Raw genomic sequence first — 18,177 nt, 5'->3', positions numbered from 1 at the left:
ACTCAGCGTTCCTCCTGGCCACTGAAGAAGAATTCCTGGGCGTTGTTGTAGAGATAGTTTTCGAGGACGTCGGCGGGCAAGTCCAACGCGGCGGCCTCGGGCACGACGCGGTGCATTTTCAGGACGGGCCAGTCGGAACCGAAGATCACCTTGCCCTTACCGCGCGTCCGCATGTAGTGCAGCAGGCTCTCCGGTAACCGTTTCGGCGACCACGCCGACGTCATCAGGCGCAGGTTGGCGTACTTGATCAGCAGCCTGATCGCGATGTCCCACCAGGGATCCGCGCCGTGGATCATGCACAGTTTCAGTTCCGGGAACCGCACGCACACCCGGTCGAGGTGGATCGGATTTTGCACCTCCCCGGGGATGGGCGGCCCGGGGATGCCGGTGTTGATGCACAGCGGAAGCTCGAGCTCGGCGCATTTGGTGTAGAGCGGGTAGTAGACGGCGTCGCTGGGCGGGTACTGGCCGTCCCCCCAAAAACTCGGCCCCACAGCCGCATACGCCACGGGCAGGTCGTTGACGACGGCAGTAAGCTCCCGCAGGGAGGGCATCGGCCGCAGCAGGTTCACCCCGCCCATGGCCAGGGCGAACCGCTCGGGCTTGTCCTCGACGAATTTGCGCGCCGTCACCGACGGCTTGGCGAGGTTGTCCATCAGGATGGCCTTGCGCACGCCGTGCGCGTCCATTTCGTCGAGCAACTCGGTCAGCTCGACGGGCGCGAACATGGACTCCGGCCCCTTGAAGTAGTCGTCACGCACCTTGAGCATCCAGGTCGGTTGCTTCTCGGTCTCGCCGAAGTGCACGTTGACCAGGCAATCGATTGCTTTCATGTGGACATCGGCGCCTTTGCTGTTGCGTGACGTTTCGCCCAACGGTAATCGGCCTTGCCGTTGCCCAAGCGTTGGACGTGCTCGACGAACAGGAATTCCTTGGGCGCCTTGAACCGTGCCAGTTGCGTGGTGCACAGCGTGTGCAGCTCGTCTGCCGTCGCGGCGGCGTCTGCCCGGAGTTCGACGAGGGCGACGAGTTCTTCTCCCCAGCGCTCGCTGGGGCGCCCGACCACCAGCGCGTCGGCGATCGCCGGGTGGGCGCGCAGCACCTCTTCGACTTCCTCGACGAAGACCTTCTCGCCGCCGGTGTTGACCACCAGCGAGTCCCGGCCGAACAGCCGCAGGGTGCCGTCGGCCTCCAGCGCGGCGCGGTCGCCCGATATCACCACCCGCTTGCCGTCGATCTCGGGAAAGGTCTTGCGGGTTGCGTCGGGATCGTTGAAGTACCCCAACGGGATTCGTCCCTCCCTGGCGACCCAGCCCACCTCGGCCTCGCCTGGACGGAGAAAGCGGGTGTAGTCCTCGGAGAGGACCAGTCCACCCTCCCGCAGGGTGAACGTGTCGGTTTGCGTGTCGCGCCGGCTGTGGCCGAATCCCATGTTCCCGGTCTCCGACGAGCCGTACCCGTTGATCACCGTGACCTGGGGGATCAACTCCACCAGGGCGCGTTGGTATTTCGGGTTCGTCGCGGCGCCGCCGGTGCCGATCGCGTACAGCGACGACAGGTCATAGGAGCCGCGGCGCAGTTCGGTCACCAGCGGCGCCGCGTAGGCGTCGCCGACCATGGTCATCAAGCCGACCTTCTCGCGCTGCGCCGTTTCGAGAACCGTTCGGGGGTCGAGCTTTTTGCCGGTGTCGTACATCACCACGGGCGTGCCGGCCATGATCGCCGAGAACGCCGTCCACATGCCGGCGGCGTGCATCAGCGGCGACACGGCGAACCACGGCGCCCCGGCCGCCCCGCGCACCTTGTCGTGAATCTCCTCAGCGCAGGCGTGGTCTGCCCCCACCATCGACGACACATAGATGTCGGACTGCCGCCACAGCACACCCTTGGGCCGGCCGGTCGTGCCGCCGGTGCAGATCATCAGCAGGTCGTCCGGCGACCCGACGACGCGCTGGTCGGTATCCCCTTGCGCCAGGGCGTCTTCCAGCGACACCGCACCCGGTAGGTGCGGGGCCTCGCTGCCGTCGTCGACCGCGATCAGCAAGTCCGCGCCATCGCGGGCGAGGACGTCGGCGAACTGGGCGCCCAGCGCCCGGTGGTAGATGACCGCCCGGGGCTGTACGTAATCGAGAAGTTCACCGACCTCGCGCGGGGTGTAGTAGTAGTTGATGTTCACCGGGACGGTCCGGGCCTTGAGGCACCCGATGACCATGTCGGGGTACAGATCGTTGTGCATCACCAGCGCGACCCGGTCCTGCCCGCATTCCCAGTTCTGCAGTTCCGCCCGCTCCCGGTGTGCGCCGAATCCCTTGCTCGCCAGGAAGTTCGCCAGCCGGCGGGTGCGGTCCGCCGACTCGGCGAAGGTGCTGCGACGGTCGCCGCACACCGTCATCGTCCGGTCGCCAATGACGGCGGCGATCTCGTCGAGCACCGCGCCGATGGTCCATTCGCTCACGGAAGTAACCGCGCCCCGGTAATCAAGCAGCCGAACCGACTTGGACGCCTAGGAGGTCTATGGCGTTGTCTCGCATGATCTTTCGAACATCGGACTCGCTGAAGCCCTTCAGCTCCTCGGCGAACGACACCGGCGATGCGAGTCCTTCCCCGTGCGGCCAGTCGGAACCGAACAGGATCTTGTCGACGCCGATGACCTCGGCCAGCTCCGGCAGATCGTCCTCGTAGTAGGGGGCGATCCACACGTTGTTGCGCAGCTGCTCCACCGGGTCCTCGGGGAAATACTGGGGCTGGGTGTTGGCCGCCTTCTTGAGGCGCTTGATCAGCCGATGCACGAAGTAGGACCCGTTTTCGATGCTGACCGCCTTGAGTTTCGGGTGGCGGGTGAACACGCCGTGCACGATCATCGAGGCCATGGTGTCGTGAATGGCCCGGTCGTCCAGGAGCACCTGATCCAGCGGATCCTTCGCGCCGAAGCCCTCGAAAGTCGATTTCCCGCCCCACAGCGCTGCGATCGCCAGGTAACCGCTGTCGGAGAGGTGGAATCCCACCGGCACTCCCGCTTCGGCCAGCCTGGCCCACACCGGATCGTGGCTGGGATCGCCCAGCGACCGCGGCTTGACCAGCCCGGGCACCGGCGCGGGCCGCACCAGGACCAGCTTGGCGCCGCGCGCCAACACGAACTCGACCTCTTCGACGGCTTTGACCGGATCGGCCAGCGAGATGATCGGGGCGGAGATGATGCGATGGTCCGGACGGTCGAAGCCCCAGTCCTCGTCGAGCCACAGGTTGAATGCGTGCACCGAGGCCATCGTCGCCTCGATGTCGTGTTTGAGCGCCTCTTCAACTCCGCACGCGAACGTCGGCAGCATGAACACCGTCTCGATGTCCTGGGTGTCCATCACCGCGATCCGGGCGTCGCGGTTCTGGTACTCCGGGTGCTCGGCGAGCCGCTCGACCTTCATCAACGAGGCCGGGTCGACGCCTTCCGGGATCTCGCCGCGGAACAACAGGTCGAGGCAGCCCGGCACGATGATCGGGTCGAAGGTGACGTTCGGGATGAAGTGGTTGATGCGGTCGCCCATCAAGGCCCAGCTGCGTTTGCCGTCGCTGACGATCTGGACACCGCGCCGTTTGAACCGCTTGTCCAAATGGCGGGTAAACGAATCCAACGGTTCGTAGTAGTGATTGTCGACGTCGATCGCTCGATAGTTCAGGGTGGTCATGATGTTCCTTTCCGGCTGGTTAGGTGGCCAATGGCGGGAACCGCGGTGGCCGCTTCTCCAGGAAGCTGGTGATGCCTTCGACAACGTCGGGCCGCAGCAGCGACTCGTGCATGAGTGTTTCGGCGCGGGCGCTGACATCGGCGACATCGCGCAGCGCGTCGCCGTAGGCCTGCCGCTTGATGACCGCCAGCGACGCCGGTGAACAATTGCGCGCGATGTCGTCGGCGTATGCCAGGGCGCGCGACATCAGTTGTTCGGGCGCGACGACGTCCTTGACCAGTCCGAGTTGCGCGGCCTCCTCGGCGAAGAACGTGCGCCCGCTCAACAGCAAGTCCATCGCCGCGCCCCAGCCGGCGAGCCGCGGCAGGATCCAGGAGATGCCGTACTCGGCGATCAAGCCCCGCCGGGTGAACGCGGTGGCGAATTTGGCTCCGGCGGCCGCGAACCGGACGTCACACATCAGGGCGTGCGTCAGGCCGATCCCGACGCAGGCGCCGTTGACCGCGGCGATGATCGGCTTGCGCAGCTCGGTGAGGAAATGCGGGTGGCGGTCGCCGACCAGCTTGGTGACGTCGGTGTCGCCGTCGCCGAGTTTTTCGTCGATGGATCCCGCGCCACCCAGGTCCGCGCCCGCGCAGAATCCCTTGCCGGCACCCGTCAACACGATCACCCGCACCGCGGGGTCGGCTTCGGCGCGGTCGATGCTTGCGTAGAAGCCCCTCGAGATGTCGGGGCCCCAGGCGTTGAGGCGCTCGGGACGGTTGAAGGTCACGACCGCAACACCGGTTTCGGTGGTTTCATACAGCACCGCCTCATCGGTGACCACACGGTCGGCGGCGCCCATATGACCGTCCCCTCATAGCTGACCAACTGGCGAGTTTGTACCCATACTGTATACCTATCGGTACCGCATTCCACAACTGCGTCCACACCCCCGTGAACGGCGACTAAACAGCGATTTTGGGCGTCCGCTTGGCGCCGTGATCACCCCCTAGGCCGAGGGGCGGCGACGGGATGTGGCGATCGACACGCTGACCCATGTTTGCGTCGACCCCGGGATCGGGAACGCGTAGAGGAGCCGATCATCACATGGGGGAAGGAGAGGCAATGGTTGACACCAAGAGCGGACCGGTCGAACTCGTCCGGGGCATCGTGGAAGACGTCCTCGGGAGGACCAAGCAGGTCATCGGCATCATCATCGGCCACAACGACCTGATCGAAGAGGGCAAGGCCCAACAGGACAAGGCGGATGCGCAGCGCAGCGCCGGGAAAAAGGAAGCCGCCGCCGATAAGGCCCGCGGCAAGGCCAAGGCGTACGAGCAGCGTGAGCGGGCCGAACAGCAGTAGACGGTCGGTCTGAGCGAGCGGGCCCGGTTCCTAACCGGGCTCGCTTCGCGTGGTAATCCCTTCTACTGCAACACCGTTTGGATCAAACCCAGGCGCTGGTAGGCGTGCTCGATCTGGGCCTTCGCCTCCGCGGGTAATTCGGCCTGCGGCGGGCGGGAATGTGGATACGCGCCGATGGGCAACCCCAGCAGCGACGCGGCGTACTTGAACGCGCCGCCCCAGTGGGTGAAGTAGTCCGCGCGCCCCGGATAGCACGTCCACCACGATCCGACGTCGAGGTCGAACTGATCCAACCCGGATTCGCGGGCGTAGTCCATGGCCTCGACGAGCTTGTCGCTCTGCACCAAATCCCAATACTCGGAGAACAATCGCCGCTCGGGCGTCTCGAACAGGTAGCCCGAGGTACCCAGCTGCGCCGGGCACACGATCCCGTCGCGCAGCCACCCCGCCCGGTACACCGTTTTGTCGCATTCCCACACGGCCAGACCGGGCGCCAGCTGATGAAGCATGCGGCTGGCCGCCGGCCGGAAGGCGCCCTCCTTGGTGGCGCACACCGCGGGCACCTCGTGGTAGATGCGTGCGCTCTCGGCCGGCGTCAACACGTAGCCCGAGGACGGCGAATTGAACATGCCCAGAGCGATATTCGTGCGCGCAGCCACGTATTGGAAAAAGCGGAGCACGCCTTCGCCGCCGTGGGCCTCCATCATCGGCGTCTGGATGTAGACGATGTCGGCGCCCGCTTCCTGGGCGTGCAGAGTCAGTTCCAAACAGTCCTTCGCCGACATCGCCGCCGTGCAGGCCTGCACCACCACACCGGGATTGATGCTGCGCGCCTCCTCTACCGCAACCTCCAGCAGGCGTTTCCGCTCGTCGAGGGTCAGCGACCAGAATTCGGCAATGCCGCTGGTGCACCACAACATCGGGTGCCCGAGATCGCCGACGCAGTAGCGCACCAGTGTCCGGTAGGCGTCCCAGTCGATGTCGTCGCCGTCGGTCCCGCAGAACGGGGTGTAGAGGGAGTCACCGATCCCCCGCAATGCGCCGGGCGCCCACGCGCGTGCCTCTGCTGCCGTAGCCACAGTCGACTCCTTCTGTCTGCCAATCGATTTCTTCGACCCACGGTCAGGGAAGTCAGGTGAAGTCCGAACCGCCGTCGACGTTGATGTTGGCTCCGGTCATGTAGGAGTTGCGGCGCGAGGCGAGAAACGCTGCGACCGGGCCGATTTCTTCGGGGAGGCCCGCCCGTGGCATGTGCGCGGGATGACCGAAATGCTTGCCGATGGCCTCCATCAGGGCATAGGGATCATGGCCGTCGACGCCGACCGAATTCGCCCAGCCGACCAGTGATTCCGATGCGATGCTGCCCGGCGATACCACGTTGACCAAGATCTCGTCCTTGGCCAGCAGCAGGGACAGGTTCTTCGATACGCTCGTCAGCATCGATTTCGCCGCCGTGTACGCGGGCAGCATGACACTTTGTCGCTGAGTCGAGTGCGCCGAGAAGTTCACGATCCGCGCCCACTGCGCCTTACGCAGCAGCGGTAGCGCCGCCCGCACACAGCGCACCATGCCCAGCACCCCGTCTTCAACCGACTGACGCCATTGGTCGTCGGTCAAATCCTCGAAGGTACCCGCGGCGCCCGGCCCCACCGTGATGACCAGAGCGTTGAGTTCGCCGCCCCAGCGCTGGGAAAGCTCACCGAAAGCCGTGCCGACGGCGGCGTCGTCGCCGATGTCGGCGACGAGCCCGAGGGCGTCCGGGCTACCCCGTTGCGTGAGATCGGTCACCGCGGAATCCAGCGCGTCACGGCTGCGCCCGACGACCGCTACCCGGGCCCCCTCGTCGGCAAGGCAGCGCGCGGTGGCCAAACCCATGCCGCGGCTACCGCCGACCACCACCGCGGCGGCATTTGCCAGCCCTAGATCCATTGCTTGACCCGCAGCTCTAACCTGGCCATTTTCGCCTGTCCAGCCGATTTACCAAAAAGCCTACGATAGGTATTACAGTAGCAGAGGGAAATTACGACACGAAAGCGTATACGCAGGTCAGTACCGAAGAGCCGGTAAATTCGATTTTACCGGCAACGCGGCCGGCAGACCTCATGCACGAAACAGATTTTGATGGAGGTGCCCGTAGTGGCAAAACAGGCAACCGCCGATAAGCGTCAGCGACGCGAACGCGGGTCCATCAATCCCGACGACATCATCAGCGGCGCATTCGAACTCGCCGAGGAGGTGTCGATCGACAACCTGAGCATGCCGCTGCTCGGCAAACATCTCGGCGTGGGTGTGACGAGCATCTACTGGTACTTCCGCAAGAAGGACGACCTGCTCAACGCGATGACTGACCGCGCCCTGAGCAAGTATGTGTTCGCCACTCCCTATGTCGAAGCCAGCGACTGGCGGGAAACCCTGCGCAACCACGCGCGCTTGATGCGTAAGACGTTCATGGGCAACCCAATTCTGTGCGACCTGATTCTGATTCGCGCGGCACTGTCTCCGAAAGCGGCACGGATGGGCGCACAGGAGATGGAAAAGGCAGTTTCCAATCTGGTGGAGGCCGGCTTGTCGCCGGAGGACGCGTTCGACACCTATTCGGCGGTTTCGGTTCACGTCCGCGGATCAGTGGTGCTGCAACGGCTGTACGAAAAAAACCAGTCGTCGGATATCGGACCCCGCGCCATCGAGGACGCCGTTGCCATCGACCCCGAAAAGACCCCGCTCCTTTCCCAAGTCACCCGAATCGGGCACCGCATCGGCGCCCCGGACGAGACCAATTTCGAGTACGGCCTCACCTGCATCCTCGATCACGCCAGCAGGCTGATCGACGAGAGCAACGCAGCCAAAGGCAAGGCGGGGGCGAGCCGCCAGCGCAAGTCGCCGACCGCGCGAGGTCGGTCCAAGGCGCCAGCGAATCGCTGACCTAACCGAAACCGCTTGTCACGCCTCGGGTTCGGGCACGTAGAAGTGCTCGTCGCGTAGCCGGAAGGCCTCCCTGGCGCCGTGCTGGGCGCGGGTCTTGACGAAGTTGAATTCGCCCGGCCCGAATTGCAGGTTGGTGCCGAAGGCGTGGAACAGGTAGCTGGCGACCTCCTCGCCCTGATACGCCTGGCTCTGCTCGACAAGCCGGAACGCCTCCTTGGCGATGACGACCCCGTCGGCCGGCATCTTCGCCGCCTTCTCGGCCCAGTAGCGCGCCCGGGCGGTCACCGCGCCGGGATCGCAGGTGTCCGTGAAGATTCCGAGATGTTCGATCGCGCCCGCCTCGATGATGTCACCGGTCAACAGCAGGCGCCGCGCCAGCACCGGCCCGAGCCGGTGGAAGAACATGTGCAAGCTGCCCAGCGCTGGGCCCAGGAAGCGGGTTGCCGGCATGCCGACCTTGGTGTCCCGCGCGATGACGGAGATATCGGTCATCAGGGCCATCTCGAAACCGCCACCCAGCGCGTAGCCGGCGATCTCCCCCACCGTGACCTTGGGGAAACCCATGAAATTGTGATAGAAGCCAAAAGACTTGCGGTCCACGGCAAGTCGGCGACGCTGACTCGGGCGACGCTTGGCTGCCGCATCGTCGGACGCCTTGGCCTTGTCGCCGTACCAGCCGTACGCATTGTTCATGTCGGCCCCGGTGGAGAAGACCCCCTCGGCTCCGCGCAACAACACCACCGTGAGGTCGTCGTCATCGGCCACCCGGTCCAGGCAACGGGCGACGGCCTCGCGCATGCTGGCGTCATAGGAGTTCCGCTGTTGGGGATTGTTCAGCGTGACCGTCGCGATGCGCCGGTCTTGATCGATGTCGAAGAGCACGCGATCGTCAGAGGTGCTCGAAGCGGTCATTTATCGGACTCCTTTCGGCGCCTGCCGAACCGCGATCCGGCAAGCTTCTCGGGCCGTGACGCCAACGTGTTGACCTCGCCCGTACACAGCACTTCGTCGTCGAGCCACAGTCGCGCGGTCGACGTGATACCCCGTTCGCCTTCCGAGCGCGCGATGTCGAATCGCAGCTCCGTCAACACCGGTGTCGGTCTGCGGAACGTCACGGCCAAGGACCGGGTTTTGCCGGAAAGGCCGGTGACGCAATTGTGGTGCTGGATCACGCAGTCGAAGAAGACGCCCAGGAATCCGCCGTGCACCAGTCCCGGTGGCCCTTCGTAGATCACCGGGAATTCGACTCCTCCCGTTGCCTTCTCGGCATCGAATTCGGTGAACCGGTACTCGGGGAAACACGGGTTGTAGGCGCCGATGTCGGTGGCGTGATTGAGGTAGACGCGCCGGGGATCGTCGGGCAGTTCGCCGATGCGCGGTGCGTTGTCCGCCGGCGCGGCGGCCGACAACTCGCGCTCCCACTCGGTGAACTTCTCCAACATGGCATCCACCGCCGGGTGCGGATGTTCCAGCGACACCAGCAGCGAGCTCAGGCGGCGCATGGCGGCGGCGGCGGCCACGGTCTGGTCAAGCGGCGCCTCGCCGAATCTGGCGTTGTCGTCGGCGCGACCATCGGCGCCACTCCTCCTCATCGCTTACGCTCTGCATCGTCGTCGGCGCGGGCCATGATTCTCTCTTTCACCTGGGTAGTTTCGCAGGCAGCGTATCCTTGCTAACTTATACAGCGTATCAATCGTATTGCCTACTGTATGGGTAACCGTATCGGCGGAGAAAGGCCGGATCGACGGTGAGTCAAGGGGCCGGCTCGGCCGGAGCCGAGGGGTCGGTAACAGTGCACCGAGACGGTGCGGTGTTACGGGTGACGCTTGATCGCCCATCCCGGCGTAACTCGTTGACGCAGTTGATGATCGGAACTCTGGTCGAGTCGCTGACGGTTGCCGCGTCCGACGACTCGCTGCGCGCCGTACACCTCCGCGGGGCCGGAGACGATTTCTGCGCCGGCTCCGACTGGGTGGCCGCCAACGATCCCGGCGGCCAACGTCCCCGCACCGGTGATCTGGTGCGCCGGGTTCCCCATGCCGCTCACCGCGTGATCGAACTCGTCGCCGGCATTCAGCTGCCGGTGGTGTGCAGCGTGCGCGGATGGGCCGTGGGATTCGGTTGCAATCTCGCCTTGGCCGCTGACTTCACCGTGGCCGCCGACGACGCGGTGTTCTGGGAGCCGTTCCTCGACCGCGGCTTCAGCCCGGACTCGGGGTCCACCTGGCTGGTGCCGCGGCTCGTCGGCCTGGCGCGGGCCCGGCGGATGCTGCTGCTCGGAGAGAAGGTGAGCGGGAACGACGCGGCCGACTGGGGGCTCATTCACCAGTCGGTGAGCGGCCCCGACCTCGACCGCGCCGCCGAGGAGCTGGTTGCCCGGCTGGCCTCCGGTCCGACGGCGGCGATCGGGCTGGCCAAGCAGGCCATGAACTTCGGACAGCATGCGACGCTGGGCCAGTCGCTGAACCAGGAGTTGTTCAATCTGGAGTTATCTTGCCGGACAGGCGATTTCAAGGAGGGCCTGGAGGCCTTCCGGCAGCGGCGGGATCCGGACTTTCGTGGACGCTAGCTCTCGGGCGTCGAGCGCGGGACCTACGCACGGGAACTGCCTCGAATTCGTCCATACGCCCCACACTCGACGTTCTCTGCAAAGCGAAGGGATGACCGATGCCCACTGATTCGTTCGACACCATCAAGTACGAGGTCGACGGGCACACCGCGACGATCACCCTCAATCGCCCGGACGCCCTCAATGCGCTCAGCCCGCACATGATCACCGAACTGCGGGCCGCCTACGACGAGGCCGAAAACGACGACAACGTCTGGCTCACCATCGTCACGGGCACCGGCCGCGCGTTCTGCACCGGCGCCGACGTCAAGGAGATCCCCGAAGACGGCAAGGTGATCTACGAGCGGCCGTACCTGTCGACGTATGACCAATGGGAGGCTCCGCAGGAGGGCACGCCGCCCTTTCGCACCACGGCCAAGCCGGTGCTGACCGCGGTGAACGGAATCTGTTGTGGCGCCGGTATGGATTGGGTCACCACGACAGACATCGTCATCGCCTCCGAGCAGGCAACCTTTTTCGATCCGCACGTCAGCATCGGACTGGTCGCCGGCCGCGAACTGGTTCGGGTATCCCGCGTGCTGCCCCGCTCGATCGCCCTGCGGATGGCCCTGATGGGCAAGCACGAGCGGATGAGCGCGGAGCGCGCCTATGAGCTGGGACTGATCAGCGAGGTCGTCGAGCACGACCGCCTGCTGGACCGGGCCCACGAGATCGCCGACATCGTCAATTCCAATGCGCCCCTGGCCGTCCGGGGCACCCGCCTGGCGATCCTCAAGGGCCTGAATGTGCCGCTGCACGAGGCGGAGATACTCGCCGAAACCTTCCGTGAGCGGGTGCTGCGGACCGAGGACGCGGCCGAAGGGCCCAAGGCTTTCGTCGAGAAGCGCAAGCCGAATTGGCAATGCCGGTGAACAGGCCGATGAGTTTCGAAACCATCCTGCTCGAGGTCGACGCCACCGATCACGTCGCCACCATCACCCTGAACCGGCCCGAGCAGCTGAACGCGTTCAACCGCACCATGTGTGAGGAGATGGCCCGCGCCTGGCACACGGTCAAACTCGACGAGTCCGTGCACGCGGTGGTGCTGCGCGCCGCCGGCGACCGGGCGTTCAGCGCGGGACTGGACATCAAGACGCCCTATGGGCAGCCCGAAAACATCTGGAACCACGAAGATCCCGGCGAAGCCCTGAGTCCCAAATGGCAGAAAATGTGGAAGCCGGTGGTCTGCGCGGTCCAGGGGATGTGCACCGCCGGCGCGTTCTACTTCATCAACGAATCCGACGTGGTCATCTGCTCGGAAGACGCCACGTTCTTCGACTCCCACGTGTCGGCCGGCCTGGTTTGCGCGCTGGAGCCGATCGGCCTGATGCGCCGCGTCGGCCTCGGCGAGACGCTGCGCATCGCCCTGATGGGCAACGACGAGCGGGTCAGCGCCGACGCCGCGCTGCGTATCGGATTGGTCTCCGAGGTCGTCGCTTCCGGCCAGCTCTGGGACCGCGCCCACGAGATCGCGTCGACCATCGCCGCCAAGCCGCCAACGGCGACTCAGGGCACGGTCAAAGCGATTTGGGAGTCGCTGGACAAGCCGTATCGCGCCGCGCTGGAACAGGGCCTCATCTACACCCGGCTGGGAAACCCGCTGGGCACCGCGGAACTGGCCGCGCAGAAGACTCCCGGCGACGGGGCCACCAAACGCACACCGAAGATCCGCTGATGCCGCGTCACTCGCTCATCCAACGCATCGCCGATGTGCTCGACCTCGAACCAGACTCACGCGCCATCGAGTATGGCGGCCAATGGATCTCGTGGGAGCAGGTCGGCACCCTGGCGCAGCGCATCGCCGGCCTGAGCGCCGGCGCCGAGGTCGGGATGCTGCTGCGCAACCGGCCGGGGCACGTGGCGGCCTTTCTGGGTGTGCTGCTGGGCGGCGGAACCGTTGTGGTCATCAACCCGTCGCGCGGCGACGAGCGCACCAAGGCCGATGTCGCGAGGCTGCAGCTTCGATTGATCGTCGGCGAGCGCGACGATCTGACGGCGCTGGTGACGCCGGGCATCCCGACGGTCGCGATCTCGGGACCGGCCGACGACGTCGACGTGTCCGGGCAACCCGGCGCCGAGCCAGGCCCGTCGACCGGTGTCGCGGTGCGCATGTTGACCAGCGGCACGACGGGTCCACCCAAGCGAATCGACCTGACCTACGACATGTTGGCGCGCAGCGTGATGGGCTCCGAACCCGACCGCGCGCCGGCACCCACCGAGCTGCGGCGCGGCGTCGCCATCGTGAACTCGCCGCTGGTGCACATCGGCGGGGTATTCCGCGTGCTGCAATGCATCGCCGAGGCCCGACCGTTCGTGCTGTTGGAGCGATTCGAGCTGAACGCATGGGTCGAGGCGGTGCGCACCCACCGGCCCCGCGCCGTATCGCTGGTACCGGCGGCCCTGCGCACGGTCTTGCACTCGGACGTGTCGCCGGCCGACCTGGACAGCGTCCGGGCCGTCACCTGCGGCACGGCGCCGCTGTCGGCCGATGATGCCGACGCCTTCACCGATAAGTACGGCATCCCGGTGCTGACCTCCTATGCCGCAACCGAGTTCGGGGGCGGCGTGGCGGGCTGGACCCTTCCCGACCATCAGCGGTACTGGCGAGCCAAACGAGGCAGCGTCGGCCGGGCCAATCCGGGCGCTCAGCTCAGGGTGGTAGCCGACGACGGAACACCGCTCGGCCCAGACGAAGTCGGCCTGCTGGAGGTCAAGCCGGGCCAGCTGGGGCCGGCCGCGTTATGGATGCGAACCACGGACATGGCACGCATCGACGCCGACGGGTTCCTCTGGATTGTCGGCCGCGCCGACCAGGCGATCATCCGCGGCGGCTTCAAGGTTATGCCCGACGACGTTCGCGCCGCGCTGGAGAGCCACCCCGCGGTGGCCGGCGCGGCGGTCATCGCCCGGCCCGACGAGCGGCTCGGAGAGACGCCGGTCGCCATGGTCGAACTGCGCGAGCCGGGTGCGGCCGACGCCGACGCGCTGGTGGTGCATCTGCGAGAGCGCTTGGCGCGCTATGAGATTCCGACCGAGATCGCGATCGTCGACGCCATTCCGCGAACGCCGTCGGGCAAACCCGATCTCGGCGCGATCCAGGAACACTTCCGCGAGCTCGCGGCGCCGCGCAACCATGCGCGCTGATCCTGTGACGGTCGCCGCGACGTTGCGACAGCAGGCCCGGGCGCGCGGGGATCACCCGCTGCTGGTCTGCGACGGCGACCGCATCGGATACGCCGAAGCCGATCACCGGTCGGCGGAGCTCGCCCGCGGCCTGATCGCCCTCGGCGCCGGTAAGGGAACCCATGTGGGCCTCCTGCACCCGAACGGAAGCGACTTCGTCGTCGGCATGCTGGCGGCGGCGCGAATCGGTGCCGTGGTGGTCCCGTTCTCCACGTTCGTCACCGCCCGGGAACTGCGCGAGCAGCTGGTCGACAGCGACGTCGAAATCCTGCTGAGCGCCAGGTCTTTTCGGTCTCACAACTATGTGCAGCGACTGTCCGAGGTGATTCCGCGGGCCGACCTCGATTTCGGCGACCGCTTGTTTTGCGCCGCGGTGCCGCAGCTGCGCCACGCGGCGTTTGCGCACGACGCGGTACGCGCGCTGGCCGGCAGCGTCGACGCGGCGCTGCTGCGGGCGAGCGAAGACGTTGTCTACGACTGCGATCCGCTGGCGATCGTCTACACGTCCGGGTCAACCAGTACCCCCAAAGGGGTAGTGCATACGCATAGCGCACTGCTCCGACATCAGCGGAACCTCAACGCGATCCGCGGCCTGACCGCTTCGGACAAGCTGTTCTGCAATTCGCCGTTCTTCTGGATCGGCGGGTTCGCGTTCGGTCTGCTGGCCACCCTGGTGGCCGGATCAACCCTGGTCTGCTCCAACGCCATCGACGCCGGGGCCACGCTCGACCTGTTGGAGGCCGAACGACCCACCATGACCAACGGGTTCGCGGCCGGCATCGCTCACCTCGCCGAGCACCCCAGCTACGCCGAGCGTGATCTGTCGTCGATGCGGCGCGGCAACCTCTACCCGATCATGGCCCCCGACACCCGCCCCGCCGACCCGGAGCTGCGGCACAACATGCTCGGGATGACCGAGGCCGGCAGCGTCGTCCTGATCAGCGAGGACGAATCCGACCAGCCCGAGACGCGGCGGGGATCATTCGGCAAACCCGCGCCCGGCTTCGAGACGATGATCGTCGATCAGGACGCCTCCGGAGTCGGGGAACTCTGCATCCGCGGACCGTACGTGATGCAGGGCTACTACAAGCGCTCTCGCGAGGAGTGCTTCGACGCCGACGGCTGGTTTCACACCGGCGATCTGGTGCGCACCGACGACGACGGATTCGTCTACTTCGTCGGCAGGCTCAGCGCGATGGTCAAGACGGCAGGCGCGAACGTCTCGGCGGCCGAGGTCGAGCAGGCGATCACCCGGGTCACCGGCGCCGAGGCTTACGTGGTGGGCGTGCCCGATACCCAACGGGGCGAGCTGGTCGCGGCGGTGGTCGTGCAGCCGGATTTCGACGAGTCGGCCGTGCGGGAACGGCTCAAGGCGGAGCTGTCGTCGTACAAGATTCCCAAACGGTTTGTCTCCCTGTCCCGCGCCGATGTCCCGCTGTTGTCCAGCGGCAAGGTCGACACGCGGCGGCTGAGAAAGCTTTTCGATGCCTAGCACCATCGACCAACTGGTGCGGTTTCGGGCCCGGCACGACGCGGATACACCGATGGTGATCGATCCCACGTCGCGGCTCAGCTACCGCGAACTCGACTCCACCACAAGGGAACTGGCGGCCGTGTTTGTGGAAGCGGGCGTGGGCAAGGGCTGCCGGGTCGGGTTGATCATGCCCAACGGCACCCGCTGGGTACAGATCGCCGTCGCCCTGACACGCATCGGCGCCGTCCTGGTGCCGCTGAGCACGCTGCTGCAGGCCGGCGAACTCGTCGCGCAATTGCGGGTCGCCGCCGTCCAGTTCCTGGTGAGCGTCGAAGAGTTCCGCGGCCATCGCTACCTCGACGACCTCAAGGCGGTGCCCGAGTCCGAAATTCCGGCGTTGCAACAGGTTTGGTCGACCGATCAGCTCGACAGCGACCCCGCGAGTGACCGGGCCCGCCGGATCATCGATGCCATGACCGAAACGGTCACCCCCGCCGACGCGCTGGTCATCATGTTCACCTCGGGCAGCAGCGGATCACCCAAGGGCGTCCTGCATTCCCACGGCAACGCGCTGGGCGCCGTGCAATCGGGGCTGGCCGCGCGCTGCATCAGCGGCGAAACGCGCCTGTATCTGCCGATGCCGTTCTTCTGGGTGGGCGGGTTCGGCAGCGGAATCCTGTCCGTCCTGCTTGCCGGCGCCACCCTGGTGACCGAAGAATTGCCCCGGCCCGAAACCACGCTGAGACTGCTGGAGCGCGAACGGGTCACCCTGTTTCGTGGCTGGCCCGATCAGGCCGAGGCGCTTGCGCGGCACGCCGGCTCGGTCGGCGTGGATCTCTCGGCGCTGCGACCCGGCAGCCTGGAAGCCCTGTTGCCGCCCGAGCAGCGCGCTCGGCCCGGGGCGCGCGCGACGCTGTTCGGCATGACCGAGGCATTCGGGCCGTATTGCGGCTACCCCGCCGACACGGACATGCCCGCCACGGCGTGGGGCAGCTGCGGAAAGCCGTTTCCCGGCATGGAAGTCCGCGTCGTGGACCCCGAAAGCGGTATGCCCGTCGCGACGGGAACCGCCGGCATGATCCAGATCCGTGGACCGCACACGCTGCGGGGCATCTGCGGGCGCCGGCGCGAAGAGCTCTTCACCCCCGACGGCTTCTATTCGACCGGTGACCTCGGCCACCTCGACGAGCAGGGATTCCTGTTCTACCACGGGCGATCCGACGACATGTTCAAGGTCAGCGGAGCGACAGTCTACCCCAGCGAGGTCGAGCGCGCGCTGCGCACCATTGACGGGGTCGACCACGCCTTTGTCACCAGCGTGCCCGGCGCCGCGGGCGAACGGGTCGGCGCGGCGGTGGTATGCAACGACGCGCTCACCCGCGACCAACTTCATGCGTCGGCGCGAAAGTTGCTGAGCGCCTTCAAGGTACCCACGGTGTGGCTGCTGCTCCACTCCGGCGACGACGTTCCACGGGGCGGCACCGGGAAGGTCGACATCCGCCGGCTGCGGCAGATGTTGATCGACGCGAATCAGCCCTAGGGGACCCGCGTCCAGGGTTGACAATTCTGCGACTCGAAGGCCTTGACCGCGGAATTGATGTTCGCGTACATCGGACCGATGGAGGTATTCGTCTGCAGCACATGGTCCTTGTTCGCATCGGGCGTGCTGTAGGTGAACCACGAGCACATCGAGTCCTGCGTGGGCACATTGTTTATCCACACGCCGAAGGCCGAACCCGAGCCGCCCGTGTGGTAGAGCCCCGGCGCGATATCGGGCCCCACGACAAACACGCCGTTGCCGGGAATCGGGTCGAGTAGGTCGGCACGTGCGGGCGCCGCGAATGCGATCGCTGTCACGCACGCAACGAATCCGGCCACGGCACGAGGCGTTGGAGCCATCTCCTTCTCCATTCGTTGCCCACCCTGATGGCAGCGTATGCCTCAGTGGGCTTTGCTACAAGAGAAGGCGATGCCTACCGACGAGCTCCGGATACCGCCGACTTCGGTAGCCGACCGGCACGCGAGTGACCGCTCAGAACGTCACCCGTGACGAGCACGTCAAAGGCCAGATTCAGCCGCATCGGCTTGGTCACCGCCTGTCGCCACCGCAGCCGGGTACCACCCTCGGTCGACTCGCTCGTAAAGTCTTGCAACGCAACCGTTTCGTCCCTGTACGTCGCGGTGCCCGTCAGCCCACCGCGCAACTCGGTGAACGCGTACAGGACTGCCAGCGTGCCGATCGGGGTCTCGATCGTCACGTCCCAGTCGCCCTGGATGCTCACCCTAAACCTCCAGCGGTTCCCGGCCCACCGGTCGCCATACCGTGCCCCGCCGTTCGTATTCGAAGAGTTGCTCGACAGCGTGCGCGACTCGAGGACCATAGCCACGATCAAGCAGATGCAGTGCGAGATCGAGGCCCGACGTCACGCCCCCCGCCGTAATCAGATCTCCATCGTCGACGACACGGGCCGCGACCGGATGCACACCTGCGGCCTCGAGTAGCTCCAACCCCAGATGATGCGTGACCGCGTGGCGGCCTTCGATCAGTCCGGACATCGCCATGATGATCGAGCCGCCACACACCCCCGCCAGAATCACCTCCGGGTTGGCAGCGGCCTTGTGTAACAGCGGGGTCAGCGCGGTCTGGGCCGCCCGGGCCAAGACCACCGGGATGGTGTCGACACCGTCGTCGGGATCCCCGACGGTCGGTCCGCTGGCACCGGGCACGATCACCCAGCCGCGATCAGCCGGATCGATCGCGGCGGTGGCGGCCAGCGCCAGCCCGCGGGTACCGCTGATCACGGCGCGGGGCCCCTCGGCCGCCACCAACGTCACCGCTAGGTCGCCCGCGACCATCTCGGCACCGGCGGCCAGGACTTCGAACGGAGCGATGACGTCGAACGGGTCGAACCCGTCGTACAACACGATTTGCGCATGCACCCGGCTATGGTCACCCATCG

Annotated in this window: 19 protein-coding genes; 8 read left to right on the top strand and 11 right to left on the bottom strand. The window is 66.2% G+C overall.

All coding sequences use genetic code 11. From position 1 onward, the window contains the following. Window positions 1–2: 2 nt before the first annotated feature. The 4 genes from OCQ_RS07040 to OCQ_RS07025 are packed head-to-tail and all read right to left on the bottom strand — an operon-like array spanning window position 3 to window position 4,524. Entirely contained in the window at window positions 3–833 is an 831-nt protein-coding gene (locus OCQ_RS07040; protein ID WP_008254960.1) for an amidohydrolase family protein, read from the bottom strand. Further along, window positions 830–2,455, bottom strand: coding sequence for an acyl-CoA synthetase (locus OCQ_RS07035; RefSeq protein ID WP_014384115.1), 1,626 nt, complete (start codon window positions 2,453–2,455; stop codon window positions 830–832). The genes OCQ_RS07040 and OCQ_RS07035 overlap by 4 nt, the downstream gene beginning before the upstream one ends. 22 nt (window positions 2,456–2,477) lie before the next feature. Further along, complete coding sequence (locus tag OCQ_RS07030) at window positions 2,478–3,680, bottom strand: amidohydrolase family protein (RefSeq protein WP_014384114.1); 1,203 nt, start codon at window positions 3,678–3,680, stop codon at window positions 2,478–2,480. Window positions 3,681–3,699: 19 nt separating this feature from the next. Further along, window positions 3,700–4,524, bottom strand: coding sequence for an enoyl-CoA hydratase (locus OCQ_RS07025; RefSeq protein ID WP_009957714.1), 825 nt, complete (start codon window positions 4,522–4,524; stop codon window positions 3,700–3,702). A gap of 263 nt (window positions 4,525–4,787) precedes the next feature. On the opposite strand from OCQ_RS07025, the gene mbp1 reads away from it, so the two are divergent. Then, complete coding sequence (gene mbp1, locus OCQ_RS07020; RefSeq protein ID WP_009957715.1) at window positions 4,788–5,027, top strand: microaggregate-binding protein 1; 240 nt, start codon at window positions 4,788–4,790, stop codon at window positions 5,025–5,027. A gap of 62 nt (window positions 5,028–5,089) precedes the next feature. Here the strand turns inward: mbp1 and OCQ_RS07015 are convergent, their stop codons facing one another. Both OCQ_RS07015 and OCQ_RS07010 read right to left on the bottom strand, forming a co-directional pair. Beyond that, the gene (locus OCQ_RS07015; protein ID WP_041784843.1) at window positions 5,090–6,106 is read right to left on the bottom strand and encodes a dihydrodipicolinate synthase family protein; all 1,017 of its coding nucleotides are present in this window, start codon (window positions 6,104–6,106) and stop codon (window positions 5,090–5,092) included. A 52-nt stretch (window positions 6,107–6,158) separates the two neighbouring features. Further along, on the bottom strand, window positions 6,159–6,956 hold the full coding sequence (locus OCQ_RS07010; protein WP_008254948.1) for an SDR family NAD(P)-dependent oxidoreductase: 798 nt from the start codon (window positions 6,954–6,956) through the stop codon (window positions 6,159–6,161). Between the two features lie 192 nt (window positions 6,957–7,148). On the opposite strand from OCQ_RS07010, the gene OCQ_RS07005 reads away from it, so the two are divergent. Beyond that, on the top strand, window positions 7,149–7,949 hold the full coding sequence (locus OCQ_RS07005; protein WP_014384112.1) for a TetR/AcrR family transcriptional regulator: 801 nt from the start codon (window positions 7,149–7,151) through the stop codon (window positions 7,947–7,949). Window positions 7,950–7,967: 18 nt separating this feature from the next. Here the strand turns inward: OCQ_RS07005 and OCQ_RS07000 are convergent, their stop codons facing one another. Both OCQ_RS07000 and OCQ_RS06995 read right to left on the bottom strand, forming a co-directional pair. Beyond that, window positions 7,968–8,864, bottom strand: coding sequence for an enoyl-CoA hydratase/isomerase family protein (locus tag OCQ_RS07000; RefSeq protein ID WP_014711113.1), 897 nt, complete (start codon window positions 8,862–8,864; stop codon window positions 7,968–7,970). Beyond that, complete coding sequence (locus tag OCQ_RS06995) at window positions 8,861–9,544, bottom strand: hotdog family protein (protein ID WP_014384110.1); 684 nt, start codon at window positions 9,542–9,544, stop codon at window positions 8,861–8,863. The genes OCQ_RS07000 and OCQ_RS06995 overlap by 4 nt, the downstream gene beginning before the upstream one ends. Before the next feature lie 155 nt (window positions 9,545–9,699). Here OCQ_RS06995 and OCQ_RS06990 point away from each other — a divergent pair, with 155 nt between their 5' ends. The 6 genes from OCQ_RS06990 (at window position 9,700) to OCQ_RS06965 (ending at window position 16,757) form a co-directional block, all read left to right on the top strand. Next, entirely contained in the window at window positions 9,700–10,521 is an 822-nt protein-coding gene (locus tag OCQ_RS06990) for an enoyl-CoA hydratase/isomerase family protein (RefSeq protein ID WP_041784841.1), read from the top strand. Window positions 10,522–10,619: 98 nt separating this feature from the next. Further along, entirely contained in the window at window positions 10,620–11,432 is an 813-nt protein-coding gene (locus OCQ_RS06985; protein ID WP_014382113.1) for an enoyl-CoA hydratase/isomerase family protein, read from the top strand. Next, a complete protein-coding gene (locus OCQ_RS06980; protein WP_014384108.1) occupies window positions 11,423–12,235 on the top strand; it encodes an enoyl-CoA hydratase/isomerase family protein in 813 nt (270 codons plus the stop codon). The genes OCQ_RS06985 and OCQ_RS06980 overlap by 10 nt, the downstream gene beginning before the upstream one ends. Next, window positions 12,235–13,704, top strand: a complete 1,470-nt coding sequence (locus OCQ_RS06975) for a class I adenylate-forming enzyme family protein (RefSeq protein WP_014384107.1) — start codon at window positions 12,235–12,237, stop codon at window positions 13,702–13,704. The genes OCQ_RS06980 and OCQ_RS06975 overlap by 1 nt, the downstream gene beginning before the upstream one ends. Then, complete coding sequence (locus OCQ_RS06970) at window positions 13,694–15,235, top strand: class I adenylate-forming enzyme family protein (RefSeq protein WP_041784839.1); 1,542 nt, start codon at window positions 13,694–13,696, stop codon at window positions 15,233–15,235. The genes OCQ_RS06975 and OCQ_RS06970 overlap by 11 nt, the downstream gene beginning before the upstream one ends. Next, window positions 15,228–16,757, top strand: coding sequence for a class I adenylate-forming enzyme family protein (locus OCQ_RS06965; RefSeq protein ID WP_014384105.1), 1,530 nt, complete (start codon window positions 15,228–15,230; stop codon window positions 16,755–16,757). Before OCQ_RS06970 ends, OCQ_RS06965 begins: the two co-directional genes overlap by 8 nt. Here the strand turns inward: OCQ_RS06965 and OCQ_RS06960 are convergent. The 3 genes from OCQ_RS06960 to OCQ_RS06950 all read right to left on the bottom strand — a co-directional run bounded on the left by OCQ_RS06960 (window position 16,754) and on the right by OCQ_RS06950 (window position 18,157). Continuing rightward, a complete protein-coding gene (locus OCQ_RS06960) occupies window positions 16,754–17,116 on the bottom strand; it encodes a hypothetical protein (RefSeq protein ID WP_041785422.1) in 363 nt (120 codons plus the stop codon). The genes OCQ_RS06965 and OCQ_RS06960 overlap by 4 nt on opposite strands. Before the next feature lie 74 nt (window positions 17,117–17,190). Then, window positions 17,191–17,499 (bottom strand): hypothetical protein, encoded by a 309-nt coding sequence (locus tag OCQ_RS06955; protein ID WP_014384103.1) that lies wholly within the window; start codon window positions 17,497–17,499, stop codon window positions 17,191–17,193. Window position 17,500: 1 nt separating this feature from the next. Beyond that, window positions 17,501–18,157, bottom strand: a complete 657-nt coding sequence (locus OCQ_RS06950; protein ID WP_009952875.1) for a DJ-1/PfpI family protein — start codon at window positions 18,155–18,157, stop codon at window positions 17,501–17,503. Window positions 18,158–18,177 lie beyond the last annotated feature (20 nt).

Origin of the sequence: Mycobacterium paraintracellulare (assembly GCF_000276825.1) — a bacterium.
Lineage (GTDB): Bacteria > Actinomycetota > Actinomycetes > Mycobacteriales > Mycobacteriaceae > Mycobacterium > Mycobacterium intracellulare.
The sequence above is the reverse complement of the archived record's forward strand: the minus strand, read 5'-3'. Positions and strand labels throughout refer to the sequence as shown.